Annotated in this window: 15 protein-coding genes; 13 read left to right on the forward strand and 2 right to left on the reverse strand. The window is 71.9% G+C overall.

All coding sequences use genetic code 11. The features are described 5' to 3' along the window. Positions 1–154: 154 nt before the first annotated feature. From CC117_RS20590 to CC117_RS20640, 11 genes are all read left to right on the forward strand, one after another. Positions 155–1,720, forward strand: coding sequence for an ABC transporter substrate-binding protein (locus CC117_RS20590; protein WP_071086625.1), 1,566 nt, complete (start codon positions 155–157; stop codon positions 1,718–1,720). A gap of 90 nt (positions 1,721–1,810) precedes the next feature. Continuing rightward, positions 1,811–3,112 (forward strand): hypothetical protein, encoded by a 1,302-nt coding sequence (locus CC117_RS20595; RefSeq protein ID WP_071086627.1) that lies wholly within the window; start codon positions 1,811–1,813, stop codon positions 3,110–3,112. A gap of 9 nt (positions 3,113–3,121) precedes the next feature. Further along, positions 3,122–4,540: an acyl-CoA reductase gene (locus CC117_RS20600; protein WP_071086628.1), complete on the forward strand. Its 1,419-nt coding sequence runs from the start codon at positions 3,122–3,124 to the stop codon at positions 4,538–4,540. Further along, positions 4,537–5,559, forward strand: coding sequence for a GTP 3',8-cyclase MoaA (gene moaA / locus CC117_RS20605; RefSeq protein ID WP_071086630.1), 1,023 nt, complete (start codon positions 4,537–4,539; stop codon positions 5,557–5,559). The genes CC117_RS20600 and moaA overlap by 4 nt, the downstream gene beginning before the upstream one ends. A 55-nt stretch (positions 5,560–5,614) precedes the next feature. After that, positions 5,615–6,727, forward strand: coding sequence for an NAD(P)H-dependent amine dehydrogenase family protein (locus tag CC117_RS20610; protein ID WP_241830286.1), 1,113 nt, complete (start codon positions 5,615–5,617; stop codon positions 6,725–6,727). A gap of 122 nt (positions 6,728–6,849) precedes the next feature. After that, positions 6,850–7,104 (forward strand): MoaD/ThiS family protein, encoded by a 255-nt coding sequence (locus tag CC117_RS20615; protein ID WP_071086632.1) that lies wholly within the window; start codon positions 6,850–6,852, stop codon positions 7,102–7,104. Positions 7,105–7,476: 372 nt separating this feature from the next. Further along, entirely contained in the window at positions 7,477–8,763 is a 1,287-nt protein-coding gene (locus CC117_RS20620; RefSeq protein ID WP_071086634.1) for a hypothetical protein, read from the forward strand. Between the two features lie 279 nt (positions 8,764–9,042). Beyond that, the gene (locus tag CC117_RS20625; protein WP_071086636.1) at positions 9,043–10,257 is read left to right on the forward strand and encodes a zinc-dependent alcohol dehydrogenase; all 1,215 of its coding nucleotides are present in this window, start codon (positions 9,043–9,045) and stop codon (positions 10,255–10,257) included. Between the two features lie 369 nt (positions 10,258–10,626). Further along, on the forward strand, positions 10,627–12,936 hold the full coding sequence (locus tag CC117_RS20630) for an ATP-binding protein (RefSeq protein WP_198541923.1): 2,310 nt from the start codon (positions 10,627–10,629) through the stop codon (positions 12,934–12,936). Continuing rightward, on the forward strand, positions 12,933–15,962 hold the full coding sequence (locus CC117_RS20635) for an ABC transporter permease subunit (protein ID WP_084132472.1): 3,030 nt from the start codon (positions 12,933–12,935) through the stop codon (positions 15,960–15,962). Before CC117_RS20630 ends, CC117_RS20635 begins: the two co-directional genes overlap by 4 nt. Before the next feature lie 88 nt (positions 15,963–16,050). Beyond that, positions 16,051–17,481 carry an ABC transporter substrate-binding protein gene (locus CC117_RS20640; protein WP_071086638.1) on the forward strand — a complete coding sequence of 477 codons (1,431 nt, stop codon included), beginning with the start codon at positions 16,051–16,053 and terminating at the stop codon, positions 17,479–17,481. A gap of 156 nt (positions 17,482–17,637) precedes the next feature. Here the strand turns inward: CC117_RS20640 and CC117_RS20645 are convergent, their stop codons facing one another. Next, on the reverse strand, positions 17,638–18,798 hold the full coding sequence (locus CC117_RS20645; RefSeq protein ID WP_071086640.1) for an amidohydrolase family protein: 1,161 nt from the start codon (positions 18,796–18,798) through the stop codon (positions 17,638–17,640). A gap of 58 nt (positions 18,799–18,856) precedes the next feature. On the opposite strand from CC117_RS20645, the gene CC117_RS20650 reads away from it, so the two are divergent. After that, positions 18,857–19,588, forward strand: a complete 732-nt coding sequence (locus CC117_RS20650; RefSeq protein ID WP_084132474.1) for a TetR/AcrR family transcriptional regulator — start codon at positions 18,857–18,859, stop codon at positions 19,586–19,588. A gap of 77 nt (positions 19,589–19,665) precedes the next feature. Here the strand turns inward: CC117_RS20650 and CC117_RS35100 are convergent, their stop codons facing one another. After that, complete coding sequence (locus tag CC117_RS35100; RefSeq protein WP_084132476.1) at positions 19,666–20,523, reverse strand: RICIN domain-containing protein; 858 nt, start codon at positions 20,521–20,523, stop codon at positions 19,666–19,668. 425 nt (positions 20,524–20,948) lie between these two features. On the opposite strand from CC117_RS35100, the gene CC117_RS37075 reads away from it, so the two are divergent. Then, positions 20,949–21,200, forward strand: coding sequence for a hypothetical protein (locus CC117_RS37075; RefSeq protein WP_131803106.1), 252 nt, complete (start codon positions 20,949–20,951; stop codon positions 21,198–21,200). Positions 21,201–21,242: the final 42 nt, after the last annotated feature.

The raw sequence follows: 21,242 nt of genomic DNA on the forward strand, positions 1-21,242 counted from the left end.
CCGTGCTCCCGCAGTTCCGTGTGCCCGCAGTTCSGTGTGCCCGCAATGCCGTGTTCCCGCAGTTCCGTGTGCCCGCAGCCCGGGTACGAGGGCTGGCCACCCGCGCATTCTCCCCTCTCTCCGGCCAGTCCGATTTCAATGAAAGGCAGAATTCGTGCGTAAGAGACGTTTTCTGGTCCCCACCGTCGCCAGCTGCGTGGCGGCGCTGGTCCTGGCGGCCTGCGGCGGCGGCTCCGACAGCCCCTCGTCCRCAGGGGCTTCCGGTGAGCCGGTGGCGGGCGGCAAGGCGACGGTCCTCATGCTGAGCGACCCGACGACCCTGGACCCGGCCCGGCTGGGCAACACGTACGCGATCACCCCGGTCCTGGGGAACGCCCTGTACGGGACGTTACTGACAGACGATGAGAAGACCGGTGAGATCCAGTACTCGCTGATCGAGTCGTTCGAGTCGGCAGACGGCGGCGCGACCTTCACACTCAAGCTGCGTCCGGACCTGGTCTTCTCCGACGGCACCCCGTTCGACGCCGAGGCCGTCAAGTTCAACTGGGACCGGATGYGCGACCCGGCCACCGGCACGAACAGCCCCGCCGAGGCCGCGATGGTCAGGTCCACCGAGGTGGTCGACGACCGCACCCTCACGGTCACCATGGCCACCCCGGTGCCCAACTACGCCTATTCCATCGTGACCAGCTCGATGAACTGGGTCGCGTCGCCCGCGGCCCTGAAGAAGGGCGTGCAGGCGTTCGACCAGAACCCGATCGGCGCCGGCCCGTTCACGCTGGAGCGCTGGAACAGGCAGGCCGATCTCCAACTGGTCAAGAACCCCCGTTACTGGGACGCCCCCAAGCCCTATCTCGACCGGCTCGTTCTGCGCGCGGCCGCCGACTCCAGCCAGCGGTACAACACGCTGGTCTCCGGCGGCGCGGAGGTCTCCGTCGACTCGAACTGGCTGAACACGGCGAAGGCTCGCGAGCAGGGCCTRGTGGTCGACGTGCAGGAGCTCAACGGTGGAATCTTCCTCGCGCTGAACATGCGCCGGGCGCCGTTCGACGACGTCCGGGCCCGGCGGGCCGTCTCCGCCGCCCTCGACCTCGAGGCCCTGAACCTCGCCGTCTACAGCGGTGAGGCAGAGATGGCTGACACCCTTTTCACCGACGGATCTCCGTTCTACTCCGCCACCCCGCTGCGTAAGCAGGACAAGGCGACCGCCCAGCGGCTCTTCGACGAGCTGGCCGCGGACGGAAAGCCGGTTTCGTTCACCTTCTCCGCCTACCCCAGCACCGAGAACCGCACGATGGCAGAAAACGTCCAGGCCCAGCTCAGCACGTTCAAGAACGTCAAGGTCGAGATCGCCACCATCGACTTCTCCCAGCTCGCGCGGGTTCGCTCGGAATACGACTTCGACATGATCGTCTCCGGCGGGTTCTTCCGTGACCCCGAGCCCGGCCTGTGGACCGCGTTCCACAGCACCTCGGTGGYCAACCAGACCGGCATCGACGACCCGGTGCTCGACGAGGCCCTGCTGACCGGCCGGACCGCGACCTCGCAGGAGGAGCGGGAGAAGGCCTACACCACCGTCCAGGAGGAGCTGACCGACCTGGTGCCGATGATCTACCTGACCCGCGTGTCGCCCAGCGTCCTCGCGAGGGAGAACGTCGGCGGCGTCGCCCAGTACGGCGCCGGCTCGCTGCGTCCCGAGGAGCTGTGGATCGAGCAGTAGCGGCCCTCCCGGTGCCCTTCTCCCGGCCGTGCGCGCGGCTGGGAGAAGGGCACCCCATCCGGATCCGGACCTACCGAGCAGAGGGGCCGCATGAGCCAGTCGTCGAACCTGGACCAGGACATGACCAAGGCGTTGGACGCGTATTTCCAGGAGCGTCTGCAGCAGGTACCGCTGCTGCAGAAACGAGCCAAGGAGGAGGGGATCAGCCAGATCCGCGGCGCGGCGGACGTGATCCCTCTGTTGTTCCCGCACATAACCTTCAAGAGCTACCCGGAGGTCCTCGTCTCGAAGGGGCGCTGGCCACAGCTGAACCGATGGCTGGACTCGCTCTCCACCTACCGGGTGGACAACGTGGACGTTTCCGGAGTCCGAGACCTCGACGGCTGGATGGAACGGCTGCACGCCGCCGGCCACCTGGTGTCGAGTTCGAGCGGCACCTCGGGGAAGAGCTCGTTCCTCAACAAGACGGCGCGCGATGTCGACCTCGCCCACGAGGACCTTCTCGCGTGCTTCACCTGGCTCGGTCTCCCGTCGTCGAACACGTGGAACGTGGTCACCACGATGYCCGACAACGGCATCCGCTCCTACCGGGTGACGCGTGACTTCATCGTGGAGAGCTTCCGCCGGCCGGACGGCATCCCTCTCCCCCCGGACGAGGAGCAGACAGTCGGGCATCACGCCTACATGTCACGGCTGTCCGCGATGCGGCGGGCGATGGCGGACGGCACCGCCCGCCCTGACGAGGTCGCCGCGTTCGAGGCCGAGGCCGCCGGGCGCCAGGTGGCCGGAGAGGCTCACCTGCGGTATTTCGCCGAGCGGATTCTGGCCCGGCCGTCGGAGCCGATGCTGTTCACCTCGATGTTCCCGGCGCTCTACCGGCTCTGCGAGATCCTGCGGGAGATGGGAGCGGCGGAGGGCACCCTCACCGCGGACAACGCGCTGATGGTGGCCGGCGGGCTGAAGGGGGTGGCCCTGCCGCCCGACTACCAGGACCAGATCTTCCGGCTGCTCAACATCGACCCCAGCCGGTTCCTGCACTTCTACGCCATGCAGGAGATCAACCTCAAGCTGCCCAAGTGCCTGCGGGGCCGATACCACGTGCCCGCCCGGCTCGCGCTGTTCGTGCTCGACCGCCCGGGCGAGGCCCTGGCGCCCGTCTCGGACGGTATGGCCGAGGGCCGCGCGGCCTTCGTCGACATCACGGTCGACGGCCGGTGGGGCGGCACCATGTCCGGCGACCGGGTGACCGTGGACTTCGGCCCGTGCGCGTGCGGACGTCCCGGCCCGACGGTCCTCTCCGAGATCACCCGCTACTCCGACTCCATCGACGGCGACAAGATCACCTGCGCCGGCACCATGGACGCCTATGTCCGCGGTTTCCTCGCCGACTGAGAGGAACTCATGACGGTCACCGCACCCGCCACGACCAGGATCCGGGTTCCGCACTTCGTGCGGGGCAGGCTGGAGTGGGGAGAAGACAACGAGTACCTGTCCCGCGATTTCGGGGTCCCGCTGGTCACCCCCAGGCTGCGGTTCGACGAGCTCATCCCGCCCCGTTCCGAGCCGGGTCCCGCGTTCGACGTCCCGGTCGCCGAGATCATCGACTACCTCGTCGAGCTGGGAAAGCACCTGGTGCTCGAGAAGAACGAGTACCTGCAGGAGTCGCTGGAGATGACCGCCCAGGTCAGCGCGCTGCCCCGGCGCGTCATCGAGAACACCTACCACCGGCCCGGTGAGTACCTCACCCGGGAGACGCTCGAGTACCGCGTGGCGCGGACCTTCGGCGGCCCGGAGATCCTCGACGGATGGGTCGAGCACACCGACCCGATGGGCCGGGTGAGCCGGGTCCGGGCGTTCCCGCCCCGGCTCGTCCACATGCTGGCGGGCAACTCACCGAGCGGCGCCATCACCTCGATCGCCGACGCCGCACTGGTGAAGGGCGTCCACCTGTTCAAACTGCCCTCGGGCGACCCGTTCACCACCGTCGCCGTGCTGCGGACGATGGCCGACATCGACCCGGACCACCCGGTGCTGCGCTCGATGTCGGCCGTGTACTGGCGGGGCGGCGACGCCTCCGTCGAGAACGTCGTCTACCGGTCGCAGTACTTCGACAAGCTGGTGGCGTGGGGCGGCGGCGCGGCCATCCAGAACGCCGCGAAGTACACCGGCCCGGGTTTCCACCTGATCGCCTTCGACCCGAAGGTGTCCATGGCGATCGTCGGCCGGGAGGCGTTCGAGTCCGAGCAGACCCTGCGGCGGGTGGCCGATCTGGCGGCCGCGGACGTCTCCATCTTCAACCAGGACGCCTGTGTGGCCCCCCGCCAGATCTGCGTGGAGGGGAAGCTGGACCAGGTCGACCGCTTCTGCGAGCTGTTGTGCGCGGCCCTGGGCGAGGACCGCGAGTTCGCCTCCGCGGTCGGCCCGAAGCCGCCGGCCGAGATCCGGGAGGCCGTCGACGGCCTGCGCTACCTCGAGCCCGACTACCGCGTCTGGGGCGGGTTCGACGGGCGGGGTCTCGTCGTGCGCTCGCTGGAGCCGGTCGACTTCCACCCCACCAACAAGACGGTGAACGTGCTGCCGGTGCGGTCCATCGTCGACGCGGCCCAGTACGCCACGGTGGCCACCCAGACGGTCGGCGTCTTCCCCACCCACCGCAAGGCAGAGGTACGCGATCAGCTGGCCACCGCAGGCGTGCAGCGGGTCGTGCGGCTCGGCAGCGCCCTGTCGGGAAGTGCCGGCAACCCGCATGACGGCATGTACCCGTTACACCGGTTCGTCAACTGGGTGGCCGACGACGACACCTGCTCCACAAGTCCGTGAGGCCCACCTCAGGCGGCACGCGTCTGCTCGACAGGTTCGGACGGATCTCGACCGATCTGCGTGTCTCGCTGACCGACCGGTGCACCCTGAGGTGCGCCTACTGCATGCCGGCTGACGGCCTGGAGTGGCTGCCCACCGCGGACACGCTCACCGATGACGAGGTGGTCCGTCTGGTCGGGATCGCGGTGGGCCAGCTCGGCGTGACCGAGGTCCGGCTCACCGGCGGCGAGCCGACGCTGCGTGCCGGCCTGCCGGAGCTGGTCGGCCGGCTGGCCGCACTGACACCCCGCCCGGAACTGTCGCTGACCACCAACGGCCTCACTCTCGCCCGCACCGCCGGGTCGGGCGGTGCGGCGGCACTGCGGGCGGCCGGGCTGGACCGGGTGAACGTCTCCCTCGACACGACCTGCCCGGACCGGTTCCGCGCGATCACCAGGCGTGACCGCTGGCACGACGTGGTGGACGGACTCGCGGCGGCTGCCGCAGCCGCGCTGGTGCCGGTGAAGGTCAACGCGGTGCTGCTGCGCGGAGTGAATGACGACGAGGCGCCGCGGCTGCTGCGCTGGTCCCTGGACCGCGGCTATGAGCTGCGGTTCATCGAGCAGATGCCGCTGGACGCCCAGCACGGCTGGGCGCGGGCGCGGATGGTCACCGCACCGGAGATCCTTGCCTCCCTGCGCGCCGAGTTCACGCTCGCCCCGCTGGGCGGCCGGGGCAGCGCGCCGGCCGAGCTGTTCGAGGTGGACGGCGGGCCGGCCCGGGTCGGCGTGATCGGGTCGGTGACGGCCCCGTTCTGCGCCGCCTGCGACCGGGTCCGGCTCACCGCCGACGGCCAGGTGCGCAACTGCCTGTTCGCCCGGGAGGAGAGCGACCTGCGCACGCCGCTGCGCGCGGGGGCGAGTGACACCGAGCTCGCCGAGCGGTGGCGGACCGCCGTCTGGGGCAAGCGTGCCGGTCATGGCATCGACGGCCCCGCCTTCCGCCAGCCCGACCGGCCGATGTCAGCGATCGGTGGCTGAGCACGCGAGTCGCCCGCACTTCCATCCGTCTCCCGAGAGGAGAAACACGTTCCCGATGAACGACGACAAGAACGAGAACGAGAACGAAAGCAGGAACGAGAACCGGACGGTGACCGCCAGAGCCGACGGCCGCCAGCCGCGGTACCGCGTCGCGCAGTGGGCCACCGGAAACATCGGCACGCGGKCGCTGCACGGGATCATCGAACATCCGGACCTGGCTCTGGCCGGGGTGTACGTCCACTCGTCGGCGAAGGCCGGCCGGGACGCCGGAGAACTGTGCGGACTCGGCCCGACCGRCATCCTCGCCACGACCGACGCCGACGAGATCATCGGTCTCGGCGCCGACTGCGTCCTGTACATGCCGGCCGCCTGTGACATGGACGAGGTGTGCCGGCTGCTCGCGGCCGGCATCAACGTCGTGACGACCCGCGGGGAGTTCCACCACCCGGCCAGCATGGACCCCGCCCTGCGCGCGCGGATCGAGGCGGCCTGCGAGCGTGGCCAGACCTCGATCCACAGCACGGGCAGCAGCCCGGGATTCATCTCCGAGGCCATCCCCCTCGCACTGAGCTCGATCCAACGCCGCCTGGACTGCCTCACCATCAACGAGTTCGCCGACCTCTCCCAGCGGGACTCACCCGAGCTGCTGTTCGACCTCATGGGGTTCGGCAAGCCACCGCAGGCCGTCAACGAGCACCGGCTCGCCCATGGGCGGATCAGCTTCGGGCCTTCCCTTCGCCTCGTCGCGGAAGCGCTCGGGATGCCGCTGGACACGGTCGAGGCCAGCGGGGGCGTGGCGAGCGCCACCAGGCCTGTCACGATCGCCGCCGGCACCATCGACACCGGCACCGTGGCGGCCCAGCAGCTGACCGTGTCCGGCGTCCGGGGCGGCCAGACGGTGCTGCGCTTCCGTGCGACCTGGTACTGCTCGACCGACATCGACCAGGACTGGGACCTGCACCCGACCGGATGGCATGTCGTCGTCGACGGAGACGCCCCACTCGACATCCAGATGCGGTTCCCGGTCCCCCTGGAGAAGATGGGCGAGGTCTCCCCCGGCTACACCGCCAACCGAGCCGTCAACGCCGTGCCCGTCGTCTGCGCCGCGGCCCCGGGAATCAGAACCACCGTCGACCTGCCGACCATCATCGGGGCGGCCCTCGCCTGAACCGGCGCCCGTCCGCCAACGAGTCGATCTGATGTGGTCCGCCGCCTGCGGTTCCCGATCCGTCGGGCGGCTGACCAGAGCGACGTCAGGTGCCGAAGTGAGGTGCCGAAGTGAGGTGCACAGTGGCACGCGTCATGGTCAGGTACTGGGCGGCAGCCCGGGAGGCGGCCGGCGTCGAGCAGGAGGAGGTCGACGCTCCGACACTCGCCGCGGTGCTGGAGGATGTCGCGCAGCGCCGCGGCGGGTCGCTCGCCACGGTGTTGGCACGCTGCGCCTTCCTGCTCGACGAGCTGCCGGTCGCTCGCCGCGATCCCCGGGATGTCGTCCTGCGAGACGGGTCGGTCGTCGAGGTCCTGCCCCCGTTCGCCGGGGGATGAGGCCGAAGCCGCCCCACGCCAGACTGTCCGGCCAGCAAGATCACACAGCGTGGAAGGGGAGGGAGCGTACCCGCACACGGTCCCGCAACAGCGTGACGACCGCGCCAGCCGTGAGATCGCCCTCCACCTGCCTGCAGCCGCCGTGCTACCCGGTCCGGCGATGACGTGGTGGATGAGGCGGGCGATTCCGCGGTAGGGGTCCTGAGCGCCGGCCACCCACGGCCGAGCCATACCAGAAAGGCATACCTGGACGTCGGCATTTGTATTGGCGACCCCGGCCGGCGACGTCCTAGCATCAGAGCCCCTGTCCGGCAGCTGTTGTCGTCGGACCTCGACGCCTGTTCTGAGCATCAAGGGTGAGGAGCGATCGCGATGACGTCTGAGGATGCCCAGCCGACCCGGCCGCGGCCGGTCCTGGCGACCGCGTCGCAGATCCTCGCCGAGGAGACCCTGCTGGAGATCCTCAGGGACGCCGAACTCAAACGCCTGCAGGCCGAACTGCGCGACCAGCTCGCCGCGACACCGCGCGGGCAGTCGCCGGCGGGCGCGGCCACCCTCGACGAGGCGGTCTCCCAGTGGTCCAACTCGCTGATCATGGCCGAGATCGGGAACTTCCTGCCGCTGCCCTCCCAGCTCTGGGTCACCGACGACACCCCCCGCGAATGGCTCGGCCACACCCTGCCCGGCGTCGGCACCTCCGGCGACAACCCGGACGCGATCTACCGGATCGCCTCCGTCGACGGAGACCGGCGCTTCGAGGTCCTCGGCCGGTTCGATCCCGCCCACCGGCCCGCGCAGCTCAACATCGAGCTGCACCGCGGAACCAAGGTCACCCCGCCGAACATGGTCAACAACACCGACCTGACCCCCCTCGCCAGCATCACCGACCGTGACCTGCAGATCGCGCCGGACGGGTCCTTCCGCATCACGATCGGCCCGAAGGAGGAGAGCCCCGTTCACCTCCTGTCGGCGCCCGGCCTGCTCTCCCTCGGCTCCCGGGACATGCTCGCGGACTGGGACCAGCGCCCGACCTGGATGGAGCTGCGCCCGCTCGACGACACCGAGCCGACCCCCCTGGACGTCGCCCAGATCAGGCAGGCGGTGTACCGCGACCTGCCGAACTACCTCCTGTTCTGGGCGAACTTCCCGAACGTGTGGTTCGGCGGTCTGCAGGGCAACCGGGTCAGCCCCGGGCACACCCGTACCGGCAGCATGGCCGGCTTCACCGTGGCGCTCAGCTGGGACCTCCGGCCGGGCCAGGCGATCGTCGTGACGACGGACCCGGTCGGCGCCGCCTACACGGGCTTCCAGCTCATGGACCCGTGGATGCTCGGCCCCAACGCCAAGGAGCACCAGGTCTCGCTCAACCTCGCCCAGACCATGCCGAACCCCGACGGGACGTTCACCTTCGTTCTCGCCCACGAGGACCCCGGGGTCGCGAACTGGCTCGACACCACCGGTCTCGGCGAGGGGCTGGGGCTCATCCGGTGGCAGGCGGCACCGCCCGGCGCGTCGATCGACCCGGCCGTGCTGGTGCGCGACTTCCGGGTCGTCTCCCTAGCGGACGTGGACGGCCTCGACCTCCCCCGGGTCACCGCCGAGCAGCGGACGGCCCAGCTCACGGCCCGGGCCGCCGGGTACCACTCCCGCACGCTCTGACAGCGGGACCGAACGCCGCAGGAATCCTCACACGGCCGGCCCACCGAGGTCCGCGCCGTCCCCGACGAGTTCTGGGACAGCCTCGTCGTCGAGCCGGGCCGCCCGCACTGGCAGAGGTACTGGCTCGCACCCCGCGGTGCCTCGTCGTGCGCCGGCGCCCCACCTGACCGATAGTTACCTGTAGCAATCGATTGGGCCCGCCATGTAGTCGATGCTCGAGCGCTGGTCGGCGGGCGCCCGCGATCAGTCTCGCGAACCGGGCGGAAGGAGCGGAAGGTGATGAAAGCAGTCGTGTGGCACGGCGTGGGCGACATTCGTTTGGAAAACGTCACCGAACCGAAGATCGAGCAGCCGACYGACGCCATCGTTCGCATCACCACCACGGCGATCTGCGGTACGGATCTTCACTTCATCCGAGGCACGGTACCGGGTCTGAAACCAGGCATCGTCCTCGGGCACGAAGGGGTCGGCGTGGTCGAGGAAGTCGGCCGGAGCGTGCGCAACTTCAGGCCCGGCGATCGGGTGCTGCTGTCCGCCGTCCTCGGGTGCGGCTCCTGCTCATACTGCCGCAGCGGCTACTTCGCCCAGTGCGACGACATCAACCCGTACGGCCCCAGGGCCGGATCCGCCTTCTACGGTGCCCCCCAGGACAACGGCTCTTTCGACGGGCTGCAGGCCGAGTACGCCCGCGTGCCCTACGCCCACACCAACCTCTTCCGGCTGCCCGACTCGATCTCCGACGACCAGGCGATCCCACTGTCGGACATCTACCCCACCGGCTACTTCGGCGCTGTCATCGCGGAAGTGTCCGAGGGCGACGTGGTGGCGGTCTGGGGCTGCGGGCCGGTGGGACAGTTCGCCGTGCTGTCCTCCCTCCAACGCGGCGCGGCGCGGGTGATCGCGGTCGACGGTCACGCCGACCGGCTGGAACGCGCCCAGGCACTCGGAGCCGAGACAGTCGACTTCAACGAGGAGGACCCCGTTGAGGCGATCCTGGACCTGACCCGCGGCGTCGGACCCGACCGGGCCATCGACGCCGTGGGAGTGGACGCGGAAAGCCCCAGGTCCGGCCCGGCCGCTGCCCGTGCCCGCGAACAGGACCACCAGCACCGCGAGGAGCTGCGCCAGATCGCCCCCGAGACGCACGAACACGACGGGCACTGGAAGCCTGGCGACGCGCCGACACAGGCCCACACCTGGGCGGTCGAAAGCCTGGCCAAGGCGGGCACGCTGGGCATCATCGGGGTGTATCCGCCGACCGACCGGTTCTTCCCGATCGGCACCGCGATGAACAAGAACCTCACCGTCAACGCGGGAGTCGGCAACCACCCGCGGTACATCCCGAAGCTGTTGGCCATGGTCGAATCGGGAGTCGTGCACCCGGAGCGCCTGGTCACCCAGCACGAACCGATGCGGGACGTGCTCACGGCCTACGAGGAGTTCGACCTGCGCCGCCCAGGCTGGCTCAAGGTCGCCGTGGACCTGACCAGCTGACCATTCCTCCACGAAGCGAGGCGCGCGCTGTTGCCTGCCGCGACCACAGGGCAGGCAACGCGTTCTGGTCTTGGTCAGGACGTTTCTGAAAGCCGGATTCTCGACGGTCACGACCAGGCCCGGGAAAGCGACGTCGGTACTCCGTAGATCCCTACCGGACCCAGCTCGTCGAGGTACGTGTACCGGACGCCGAGCCGCCGGGTTCGGGTCGCCGGGTCCGGGCCGCGCCGGCCCGGCTCTTGCCGCGCGCCGGACATGGTGGCATTCTGTCACCGCGCTGAAGTGGCGGGTTGTCACCTTGCTGTGGGAGGCGCGGCTCCCGGGCCCGATCGCCTCCGGTGGTCGCTCCGGTGGTCAGGGAGGAGCGAGATGCCGGCACAGATGGGCAGTGCGGATTCGGCGGACGCCGCCGCGCCAGCCGGCGGGACGCCCGAACACCGATTACCCGCCTTACCCGCCTTACTCGCCCTACCTGCGACACCCGCCTTACCCGCTGCGGCGGCCCGCCAGGGTTCCGGCGCACTGGCGACCGACGGCCCGCTGCCCGGCGTCGGCGGGCAGCGGCTGGGTCTGCGGGCCGCCGTCGGCACCGGCGGGGTCGGCCTGGTGGGCGTGCTCGGCGCGCTCAACCTCCTCGACAACGCCGAGCGAGCCGTCCTGATCGTGCTCGGCCCCGACATCCAGCGCAGCCTCGGCTTCTCCGACGCGGCGCTCGGCGGGCTGGTCGGGCTGTCCGCCGTCATCCTCACCGCCGGCGCCATCCCCATCGGGCTGCTCGCGGACCGCCGCCGCCGCACCGCCATCGCAGCCGTCGCCGCGGCCCTGGCCGGCGTGTTCGCGCTGCTCACCTCGGTCGTCGCCAACACCTTCCAGCTGGTGCTGGCCCGCATCGGCGCCGGTTTCGGTCAGGCCGCCGTGCTGCCGGTCCACAACAGCCTGCTCGCCGACGGGTACCCGCTGCACGCGCGGACCGCCGTCCTCACCCTGCACAACCTCGCCGGGCCGGTCGGACTCGTGATCGCCCCCGTCACGGCCGGCGGCGTGGCGGCGCTGGCCGGTGGGTCGGCCGGCTGGCGCTGGGCCTTCGTCCTGTTCGCCGGGGTGCTCCTGCTGTTCGCGGCGATCGCGGCGATGCTGCGGGAGCCGCCGCGCGGCCGGGGTGAGCGGATGGAGGTCCTCGGGGCGCACGGCGATCCCGCGGGGGTGACCGACCCGTCGGTGGACGCGCCGTCGAGCATCCCGCTGGAGATCGGCGCCGCGCGCCTCCTGAAGATCCAGACCCTGCGCTACCTGTTCGCCGCGATCGGCGCGCTCGGCTTCGCCCTCGTCGGCGTGCCCACCTTCTTCAACTCCCTGCTGGAGGAGCGCTACCACCTGGACGCGCTCGACCGCGGGCTCGTCGGCAGCGTCACCCAGGTCGGCGTGATGATCGGCGTCGTGGCCGGCGCCCGCCTCGGCGACGCCAGGTTCCGGCGCGACCCCCCGTCCGTCCTGCTGTTCATGGCCGTGGCGTTCGCCGCCCACGGCGTGCTGCTGACCGTCGCACTGACGATGGGCCCGCTTCCGGCGCTCGTCGGGTGCGTCACCGTCGCGGAGATCCCACTCGGGATGGTGCTCGTGCCGCTGTACAGCGTGATCTCGATCATCGTGCCCTACCGACTGCGGGCCCTCGGGTTCGCCGCGGTCGGCGTCTGCGTGACCCTGTTCGGCGGCTTTCTGGGCGGCGTCCTGCTCGGCGACGTCAGCGACCAGCACGGGCCACGGGTCGCGTTGCTCGCCCTCGCGGGCCCGGCGTCGCTCGCCGCCGCCGCGCTGACCGCCTACGCGGCCCGGTTCGTCCGCGCGGACCTCGCCGCCGTCGTCGAGGAGATCGCCGAGGAACGCGCCGAGACGCTGCGCGTCGCCACCGGTGGGGCGCAGCCGATCCTGCAGGTCCGCAACCTGGACGTCTCCTACGGACCGATGCAGGTGCTGTTCGGCGTCGACCTCGACGTCGAGCGGGGCGAGGTGCTCGCGCTGCTCGGCACCAACGGCGCCGGCAAGTCCACGCTGCTGCGGACCGTCGCCGGGCTGGAGGTCCCCCACCGCGGCGTGGTCCGCCACGCGGGCCGGACCATCACGCTCGACCCGCCGGAACGGCGGGTGCGCGACGGCATCGTGCTCGTCCAGGGCGGGGCGGGCGTCTTCGGGACCCTGACCGTCGCCGAGAACCTGCTGGTCGGCGCCCACGTCCTGGGCCGCGACGGTGCGCTGGTGGCGCGCCGCGCCGAGGAGGTCCTGGACCTGTTCCCGAAGCTGCGCGACCTCCTCGACGCGCCCGCGTCGACGCTGTCCGGCGGCGAGCAGCAGATGCTCGCCCTGGCGAAGGCACTGCTGACGCGCCCCGAGGTGCTGTGCGTCGACGAGCTGTCGCTCGGGCTCGCTCCGACCGTGGTGGCCGAGCTGATCGAGGTCGTCGCGGGCCTGCGCCGCGACGGGGTGACGGTGGTGCTGGTCGAGCAGTCCGTCAACGTCGCCGCGGCGGTCGCCGACCGCGCGGTCTTCCTGGAAAAGGGGCGGATCCGCTTCTCCGGGAGGCCGGCCGACCTGCTCGAACGCGGCGACCTCGTGCGCGCCGTCTTCCTCGGCACCGTCGGTGGCCCGCACGCCGCCGCGACCGCCGACGGCGGACCCCGGTGAAYGGGCCTGTGGGCGGCGCCGGTCCGGCCGTCGTCGCGCTGAGTCCGCTGATCGACGTCGCGGGCTTCGTCGTCTACCCGGACGTCCTGTTCACCGGCTTCGTCACCGGGCTGACCTACGCACTGCTCGGCGCGGGCCTCGTCCTCGTCCACCGGGCCAGTCGTGTCATCAACATCGCGCACGGCGAGGTGGGTGTCTTCGGCGCGTTGCTGACCGCACTGCTCGTGCTCAACACCGGCGCCCCGTTCCTCGTCGCGCTGCCGCTGGCCGTGCTGGCCGGTGCGGCCGTCGGCGCGCTCGTCGAGATCATCGTGGTGCGCAGGCTGTTCCGGACGCCGCGTGTGGTGCTCCTCGTCGCCACCATCGGCGTGTCCCAGGTGATGCTGCTCTGCTCGTTGGCACTGCCGGAGGTGGACGGGAACGCCTATCCGACGATCTCCGACTGGCGCGGCACCGTGGGCGGCGTCGAGGTCCGCGCGGCGGACCTCACGGTGCTGGTGGTCGTGCCCGTCGTGGTGATCACACTCGGGCTGTGGCTGGAACGCACCCGGATCGGCTCGGCCGTGCGCGCCGCCGCGGACAACGCCGACGCCGCCCGGCTGGCCGGCGTCCCGGTCGCCTGGATGTCGACGCTGGTCTGGGCGCTGGCCGGCGGGCTCGCCGTGCTGGCCGTCACCCTGAACGGGCCCGTCACCGGCCAGTCGGTCGCGTTGTCCACGGCTGGCTTCGGCCCGGCGATGCTGCTGCGGGCCCTGGTGGCCGGCCTCATCGGCCGCTTCGTGTCACTTCCGGTGACGCTCGCGGGCGGCGTGGCGCTCGGCGTCGTCGACGCCCTGGTCATCGCCAACCATCCGACGTCCGGCGGCCTCACCGACCTCGTGCTGCTCGCGACCGTGCTGCTCGTGCTGCTGCTCCAGCTGGCGGTGGGGGCCGGCGGTCGGCTCGCCGGCGCCGACGACGGCACCTTCACCCTCACCCCGCGGATCGCCGCGATGCCGGGCTGGACGGCGGCCGTGCCGTGGCTGCGCGCGCTGCGGCCGGCCGTCGTCGGCGTGGCGATCGTCGTCGCGGCGGGGCTGCCGTTGGTGGTCACCGGGTCGGCGCCGCTGTTCCGGCTGACGCTGATCCTCTGTTTCGGCCTGGTCGGGCTGTCGGTGACCGTCGTCCTCGGCTGGTCCGGCCAGCTCTCGCTCGGCCAGTTCGCCTTCGCGGGCGTCGGCGCGGCGCTCACCGCCATCCTGACGACGAACCAGGGCTGGCCCCTCCTGCCCGCCGTCGCGGTGGCGACCGTGGCCGGCGCGGCCGCGGCCGTGGTCGTCGGCACCCAGGCACTGGCGTTCCGCGGGCTCACGCTGGCGGTGGCCACCCTCGCGTTCGGTGTGGCCACGCAGACCTGGCTGTTCGACCAGCCGTGGGCGACGACCGAGTCGAGCGCGTCGGCGGTCGACCTCGGCGGGTTCTTCGGCGACTCGCCGCGCGCCTACTACCTGCTCTGCCTCGCCGTCCTGGTCGCCGCCGCCGCCGCGGTCGCCGCGCTGCGCCGGGGCCGGCTCGGCCGCGCTCTGCTCGCCGTGCGGGACAACGAGCGGGCCGCCGCCGCCGCGGGGGTCTCGCCGACGCGGACGAAGCTCACCGCGTTCGCGCTGTCCGGGGCGCTGGCGGCGGCCGGTGGGGCACTCTACGGCGGCCTGCTGGTGCGCTTCACCGACGTCGCGTTCAGCCCGGAACAGTCGCTGGCCGCGGTCGCGATGACGGTGGTCGGCGGGCTCGGCACGGTCAGCGGCGCGATCGTCGGCCCCGCCTGGGTGATCGGCGTGCCGCTGCTGTTCGGCGACAGCCAGGCCGCGCGGCTCGCCGCGTCCGGCATCGGCCTGCTCGTCCTGCTGCTCTACCTGCCCGGCGGCGTGGCGGGGCTCGCGGCCGGCGTCCGGGACGCGCTGGTGCGCCTGGCGGCGTCCGGCGGGCACGGCCCGACGCCGCCAGGCGCGACCGTCCCGGACCCGCAGGCTTCCGCGGCGGTATCGGCGGAGCCGGCGGTATCGGCGGAGCCGGCGGTGCCGGCGATCCCGACGGCGCTGGCCCGACCGGTGACGCCGGCGCTCCCGACGGCCGGTCCGCCGGGGCTCAGGCTCGCCGAGGTGACGGTGCGGTTCGGCGGCCGGACCGTACTCGACGCGGTCACGCTCGACGTGGCCGGCGGCGAGATCCTCGGGCTGATCGGCGGGAACGGCGCCGGCAAGTCGACCCTGCTCGACGTGGTGAGCGGCTTCGTCCCGCCGGAGTCGGGCGAGGTGTGGCTCGGGGACGTCCACCTGAGCGAGACGGCGCCGCACCGGCGGGCGGCCCACGGCGTCGGGCGGACGTTCCAGGACGCGCGGCTGTTCGGCGCGCTCACCGTGAGCGAGGCCACGCAGGTCGCCCTGGCCGGCGCGACAGAACCAGCAGCGGTGCCGGCGGACGACGGAGACGCGCGGCCGCGGGCACGGCCCCGGGCACGGCTGCGGCCGTCCCGTCGACTCGTGGCGGAGGCGGACGAGGTGCTGGCCCTGCTGGGGCTCGGCCGGTACGCCGACCGGTTCGTCGCGGATCTTTCCACCGGGACGCGACGGCTGGCGGAACTCGCGCTGATGTTCGCCGCCCGGCCGCGGCTGCTGCTCTTCGACGAGCCCACGGCCGGAGTGGCGCAGCGCGACGCCGAGGCGTTCGGCCCCCTCATCCGGGCGGTCCGGGCCGAGCTCGACGCGACGGTGCTCATCGTCGAGCACGACGTGCCGCTCCTGATCGGCCTGAGCGACCGGCTGGCCTGTCTGTCCGCCGGCCGGGTGCTGCGCGTCGGCACGCCGGCCGAGGTGATCGCGGACGCCRCTGTGGTCGAGGCCTACCTGGGCATCGACCCGCGGGCGGTCCTGCGGTCCGGGCCGTCGTCCCCGTCGTCGTCCCCGCCCTCCCCCTCGTCGGCCGGGCCGGCGAGCGCGGAGGCGGGGGCAGGGGCGGGGGCAGGCACGGCGCCGGGGCCCGTCCGGTAGCGGGGCGCGTCGCGGACGTCGCCCGGAGCGGGGCGGCGGGAGGTGTACGTCCCGCCGCCGACATCAGCGCTAGAGCGAGGAGAAGGCGATGGTGGGCAGTCCGCTGCGGCGGGGTGGTGGCAGAGCCGCCAGAACTCGGTGGTACCTGGGCGGCGCGGCCGTCCTGGCCGTGGTCGTCGTGGTCGTACTCGTCGTCGTCACCGGCGGGAGCTCCGGCACCTCGCCGGACGCGACGGCGACGTCGGCCAGCCCGCGGGGCGGCGGCGTCAACCTGCTGGCACCGCCCGGCCCCGCGCAGGCCCGGCCGCCCGAGGGGCCGCTGCAGGCGCCGGCGGACGCGACCGGCGTGACCGGCTCCACCATCAGGGTGGGCATCCAGGTGCTGGACGCGAAGGTACTGACGGCGGCCGGCCTGCCGACCGCCTCGGTCGACCTGGCCGGGATCCTGCGGTCCTTCGTCGACGACATGAACGCCCGCGGCGGGGTGAACGGCCGCCGCATCGAGCCGGTGTTCCGGACCACCAACCCCATCGACCAGACGGCGATGCGCGCCGACTGCCTGGCGTGGTCCCGCGACGAGAAGGTGTTCGCCGTCCTGACCGTGGCCGGGTTCAGCGGCCCGCCGGTCCGGTGCCTCACCGAGGAGAACGACACGATCGTGATCGCCGCCGACGGCCAGCCAGAGGCCTGGTACCAGTCGGCGCAGGGCATGCTGATCACGATGGCCACCGCCAAGGAGCGGGTGCTGCGCAACTTCGCCGAGTGGCTGGACCGGACGAACGTGCTCGAGGGCCGCACCGTGGGGCTGGTCAGCAGCGGTGGAACCGACGGCGACGCCGTGGAGGCGGCCCTCGTCCCGGAGCTGACCGGGCGCGGCCAGCCCGTCGCGAGCCGGTTCACCCTGTCGACCGACATCGCCGAGCAGTCGCGGCAGTACCGGGTGGCGATCGACGGCTTCAGGCGCGCCGGGGTCACCACCATCGTCGCCACCACCAGCTACTACCCGACGGCCGGTCTGATGGCCGCCGCGGAGCAGGCGGGCTTCCGGCCACAGTGGATCTTCTCACCGTTCGCCGCCGGCACCACCGACCTCTCCGCGGGCAGGTTCCCGCTGGACGTCGACGCGATCGGCACCGCGAACAACCGGGTCGGCGAGACCGTCGCCGGCCTGCCGCTCGCCGCCGACGAGAAGGCGTGCCTCGATGTCTACGCCCGCCAGACGGGCAACCCGGTCGACGAGAACGACCGCACGAAGGTCTCCACGGTGTCCGGCGCCTGTGCCCTGTTCAAAATTTTCGAGACTGGCCTGCGCAACGCGGGGCGGGACCTCGACCGGCGCACGTTCGCCGACGGTGTCCAGCGGATCGGCAGGGTCACCCTCCCCGCGGCGGGCGCCTCGTCGTTCCTGCCCGGCAAGCTCGACGGTGCGGACACCAGCCGGGTGGTGCGGTTCCAGCCGGACTGCAGATGCTGGGTTCCTGAACCGAACAGTCGACTGGAGCCGATGCCGCTGCTTTGACGGCACGGGTCGGGTCGATCGTCCGGATGGCCGAGCCCGCGGGGTCCGCACGCACGGACCCCGCGGGCCGGCGACACCGCCAACAGGCGTCGCGTCAGACACCGCCGTAAGACACCACCGGCAGGCATCGCCGTCAGGCGCCGTTCGGCACCGCGGTCAGGGCGCGGCGACGGCCTGCCGCCTGCCGATCAGCTCGACGAAGTTGCCGGCGTAGAAGAGCTCCCGCTCCGCCGTGCTCGCGGTGACGAGATTCGCCTCGAACCGGCTGATCGGGTCCGTCGTTCCCTCGGGGTGCGGGTAGTCGGACGAGAACATGAACAGCTCGGCCCCGGCGGCCTCGATCATCCAACCCACCGGCTCGTTCGGGAACGGCGTGAACTTCAGATGGCGGCGGACGTAGTCGGACGGCCGGTGCCGCAGCGCCCGCAGCGGCTCCTCCGTCCGGCTGAAGGCCTGCTGGGCGGCGTCCAGGTGCCGCAGCCAGGAGACCACCCAACCGGCGCCCTGCTCCATGCACCCGCCGCGCAGGCCGGGGAAACGGTCGAACAACCCGTCGAGGATCAACGCACCCAGGAACACCGCCGGCGAGTGATGGATCGCCAGATAGTCCTTCGACCGCAGGTTCTCGCCCCCGCCGAGGTGGTCGGTCACCGGCCTRCCGTTGTTGTGGAAGGCCCGGTCGATCATCGGGATGGCGCCGCCGCCGACGTGCAGCACGAACGGCACGTCGGCCGAGCTCAACAGGTCCCAGAACGGGTCCAGGTCGGGATGCGTCGGGGCACGCTCACCGGCCGGGGTGGACGGCACCATGACAGCCGCGCATCCCTGGTCGATCGCGGCCGCCGCGGTCGCGAGCGCCCGCTCGGGGTCGGCCAGCGGCACGTACGCAACCGGCAGCAGCCTGCTGTCCGCGGCGCAGAACGCGGCCATCGCGCTGTTGTGCGCCGCGCTTCCGATGTAGAGCCGGTCGAGGTCCGGGCCACGGAACAGCGACGTCRCGAACGTCGCGAAGACGAGCTGCCCGCGGAAGCCGAGCAGGTCCAGCGCCCGCGCCCGCTCGGCGGGGTCGAATCCGCCGAGCGCGCTCCATCCCTTGTCCTCGAGTAACCGTTCGTCGGCCGCCGCCGCGGCGACCGGGTCGTCGCGACGTGTCCGGGCTCCGGCGACGGCGACGGCGATGAGCGCCTGTCGGGCGGCCAGCGCGTCGCGGCGCATCGTGGCGCGCTGGTCCGCCGTGAGGAAGTCGTCGAGGAAGTCGGGCAGCTCCATCAGGTGGCTGTCGGCGTCGAAGATCTTCTGTTGACCGGAGTAGGTCATCCGCACCTCCCGAGCCAGGTGACATTTTGTCACCTAATGCGGGTGACAGAATGACACCATGACGGCCAGGGAAGCAAGGCACCCGAACCCGCCCGGCCCGTCCGCCGCCGCGGCAGGTACCGGGGCTGCGACAGGGCCCGCTGCCGTGGCAGGGCCCGCCGCCGTGGCGGAGAGAGCGGGTGGCGGCAGGACGCGGCGCTCCGGTGCCGACCGCCGTGAGGCCCTGCTCGACGCCGCCGCGACCCTGATCGTGGCGGCCGGCGCCGACGCGGTGTCGATGGACGCGGTGGCGGACAGCGCCGGGGTCAGCCGGGCGCTGCTGTACAAGCACTTCGCCAACCGGGGCACGCTGCTCGCGGCCGTCTACCGCCGCGAGGCGGTGCTCCTGCACGCCGAGCTGGCCACCGAGGTGCGGGCCGCGGAAACCGTCGAAGGCATGTACCGCGCACTCCTGCGTGGAGCGCTGCGGGCCTCCCTGGAACGCCGGGCGGTGTTCCTGGCCCTGCGCGCCGCCGGGGCGGTGAGCCTCGACCTCGACCGCGAGCGCGACGAGCGCGACGAGGCGACGGTCCGCGCCTTCGCGGCGCGGACGACGGCGGAGTACGGCATCGGCGAGGACCAGGCGACTGCCGCGAGCTCGATGYTGCTGGCGGCGATCAACCCGATCCTGCACCGGTGGAACCGTGCACCGACCGAGCAGACCGCGGCCCTGATCGAGGAGACCTTCCTCATGGTCGTTCGCGGTGCGCTGGCAGTACTGAGCAGCAGCACCGAGGCGCGCACGGCCTGAGCGCGGCGAACGGCCGGATGTGGCTCGGGGACATCCTGGGGGCGGTGTGGGGGCGCAGGGAGGCGGAGGGCGGYCGACTAGCGGCGGATGATCCACCGCTGCAGGATGTCGTCGGCGTCGCAGGTCACGGTGTAGGGGTATCCGGAGTCCACGCTGGCCAGACAGCGCCCGTTGCCGACGTTCACCAGGTCGATGGTGCCGCCGCCGCGTTCCACCACTCGCCACTGCTGGTGACGACGGGTGTCGGTGCAGGCCAGGCCGTAGATGTGGTTCTGGTCGTTGCTGTCCAGGCACAGGCCGTTGCCAGCGTTGACCAGCATGACCGAGCCGTAGCCGAACATGGTCCACTTCTCGGCGAGGGTCTTGCGGCAGTACTGGGTGCCCATGTTCCTGCCGCCCTTGTTGGCCAGGCACTTGCCGTTCGCGACGCTCGTGATCTCGAGCGGGGGTGGCGGCGCCGGTGCCGGCTTCGGCGCGGGGGTGGCGGCCCGGGCCGGCGCAGGCGCGACGGACCCGGCCGCCCCCAAGGGGACCGGATTCAGGCTGGGTGCGGATGTCGGGCGCCGAGTCGGCGGCGCGGTGACGGGCGGGCGGGCGGCGCCGGGAACCGGCGCGCTCGTGGCCTCGCCAGGACCAGCGCCAGCCCCGGGGGCAGCGGGTGAGACGGGCCCCGGAGCGGACGCGGCAGCGGCGGGGGCGGATGTCGTCGGCCGGCTCGCGGCGGGCCAGGACCGACCGGCGCCCTGCTGGCCCGGCGTCTCACCCGACGGGCCTGCCGCCGTCGACTGGGTCGATGTCTCGTCCCAGGAGAAGTACACCTGCGCGTTCTGCGCCGCCGCGCTACCCAGCAGCACTGACGTCACGCACAGCAGGACGGCGAAGAGGGCGATCACCTGCCAGCGACTGGGAGCGGTGCTGCGCCTMGGGGCCGACATCAGACGTCTCCTTCTCCGCCCCTGACCTGTTCCTGCCGTCGAATGCTACCGATACCGTCCGATTGGTACGAACTTATCGGTATCTTGTCAACTTTTACAAAACATGCGGGTATCCGTGGGGTTTAGGGCGGATGAATCCAGAGGGAACAGCCTGGTAAGCGCGCGCAATGCCGGCGGGGCCCTTCCCCTCACTTCGGGAGGGTGACGAAATGCCAGCAAGTACACGGTGACCAGCGCAGACGTAGAAGTGCCTGCGGGTTCCGCCGGCCCACCCACGATGGAGCCCGAGCGGCTCGGCATGGTGGCCGCGCCAGCAGGACGGTGGGCCTGCTGAGGGCCTGATCGATCCCGTCGGCCTTGCGCGCGACACCGCTCGCCCTGCACACCGCTGCGCCCGACGCGCCACGGCGGGGCTGCCGGACGACGTGCGTAGCACGTTTCTCGACCTCGCTGAGTGGCCAGACCTCGCCCCCAACCGGGCGTGGCCGGAGTACCCGGTCAGCCCGGCGACCGCGTCAGGCCGACCCGGTCGCCGGCTCGCGCTGACCGTTGTGCGCCGGCTCGACCCGGAGCTGGTCGGCCCGAGGGGTACCGGTGTGCCGCGGGCGACGACGGCTACCCGCGGCAGCATGGCGTCGAGTTCCGCGTTCTCCTGGCCAAGGGCCCGTTCCAGCTGACGGCGCAGGCGAGGCTGCGTGTCTACGAGCGTGACCAGCGAG

Source organism: Parafrankia colletiae (genome assembly GCF_001854655.1).
Taxonomy (GTDB): domain Bacteria; phylum Actinomycetota; class Actinomycetes; order Frankiales; family Frankiaceae; genus Parafrankia; species Parafrankia colletiae.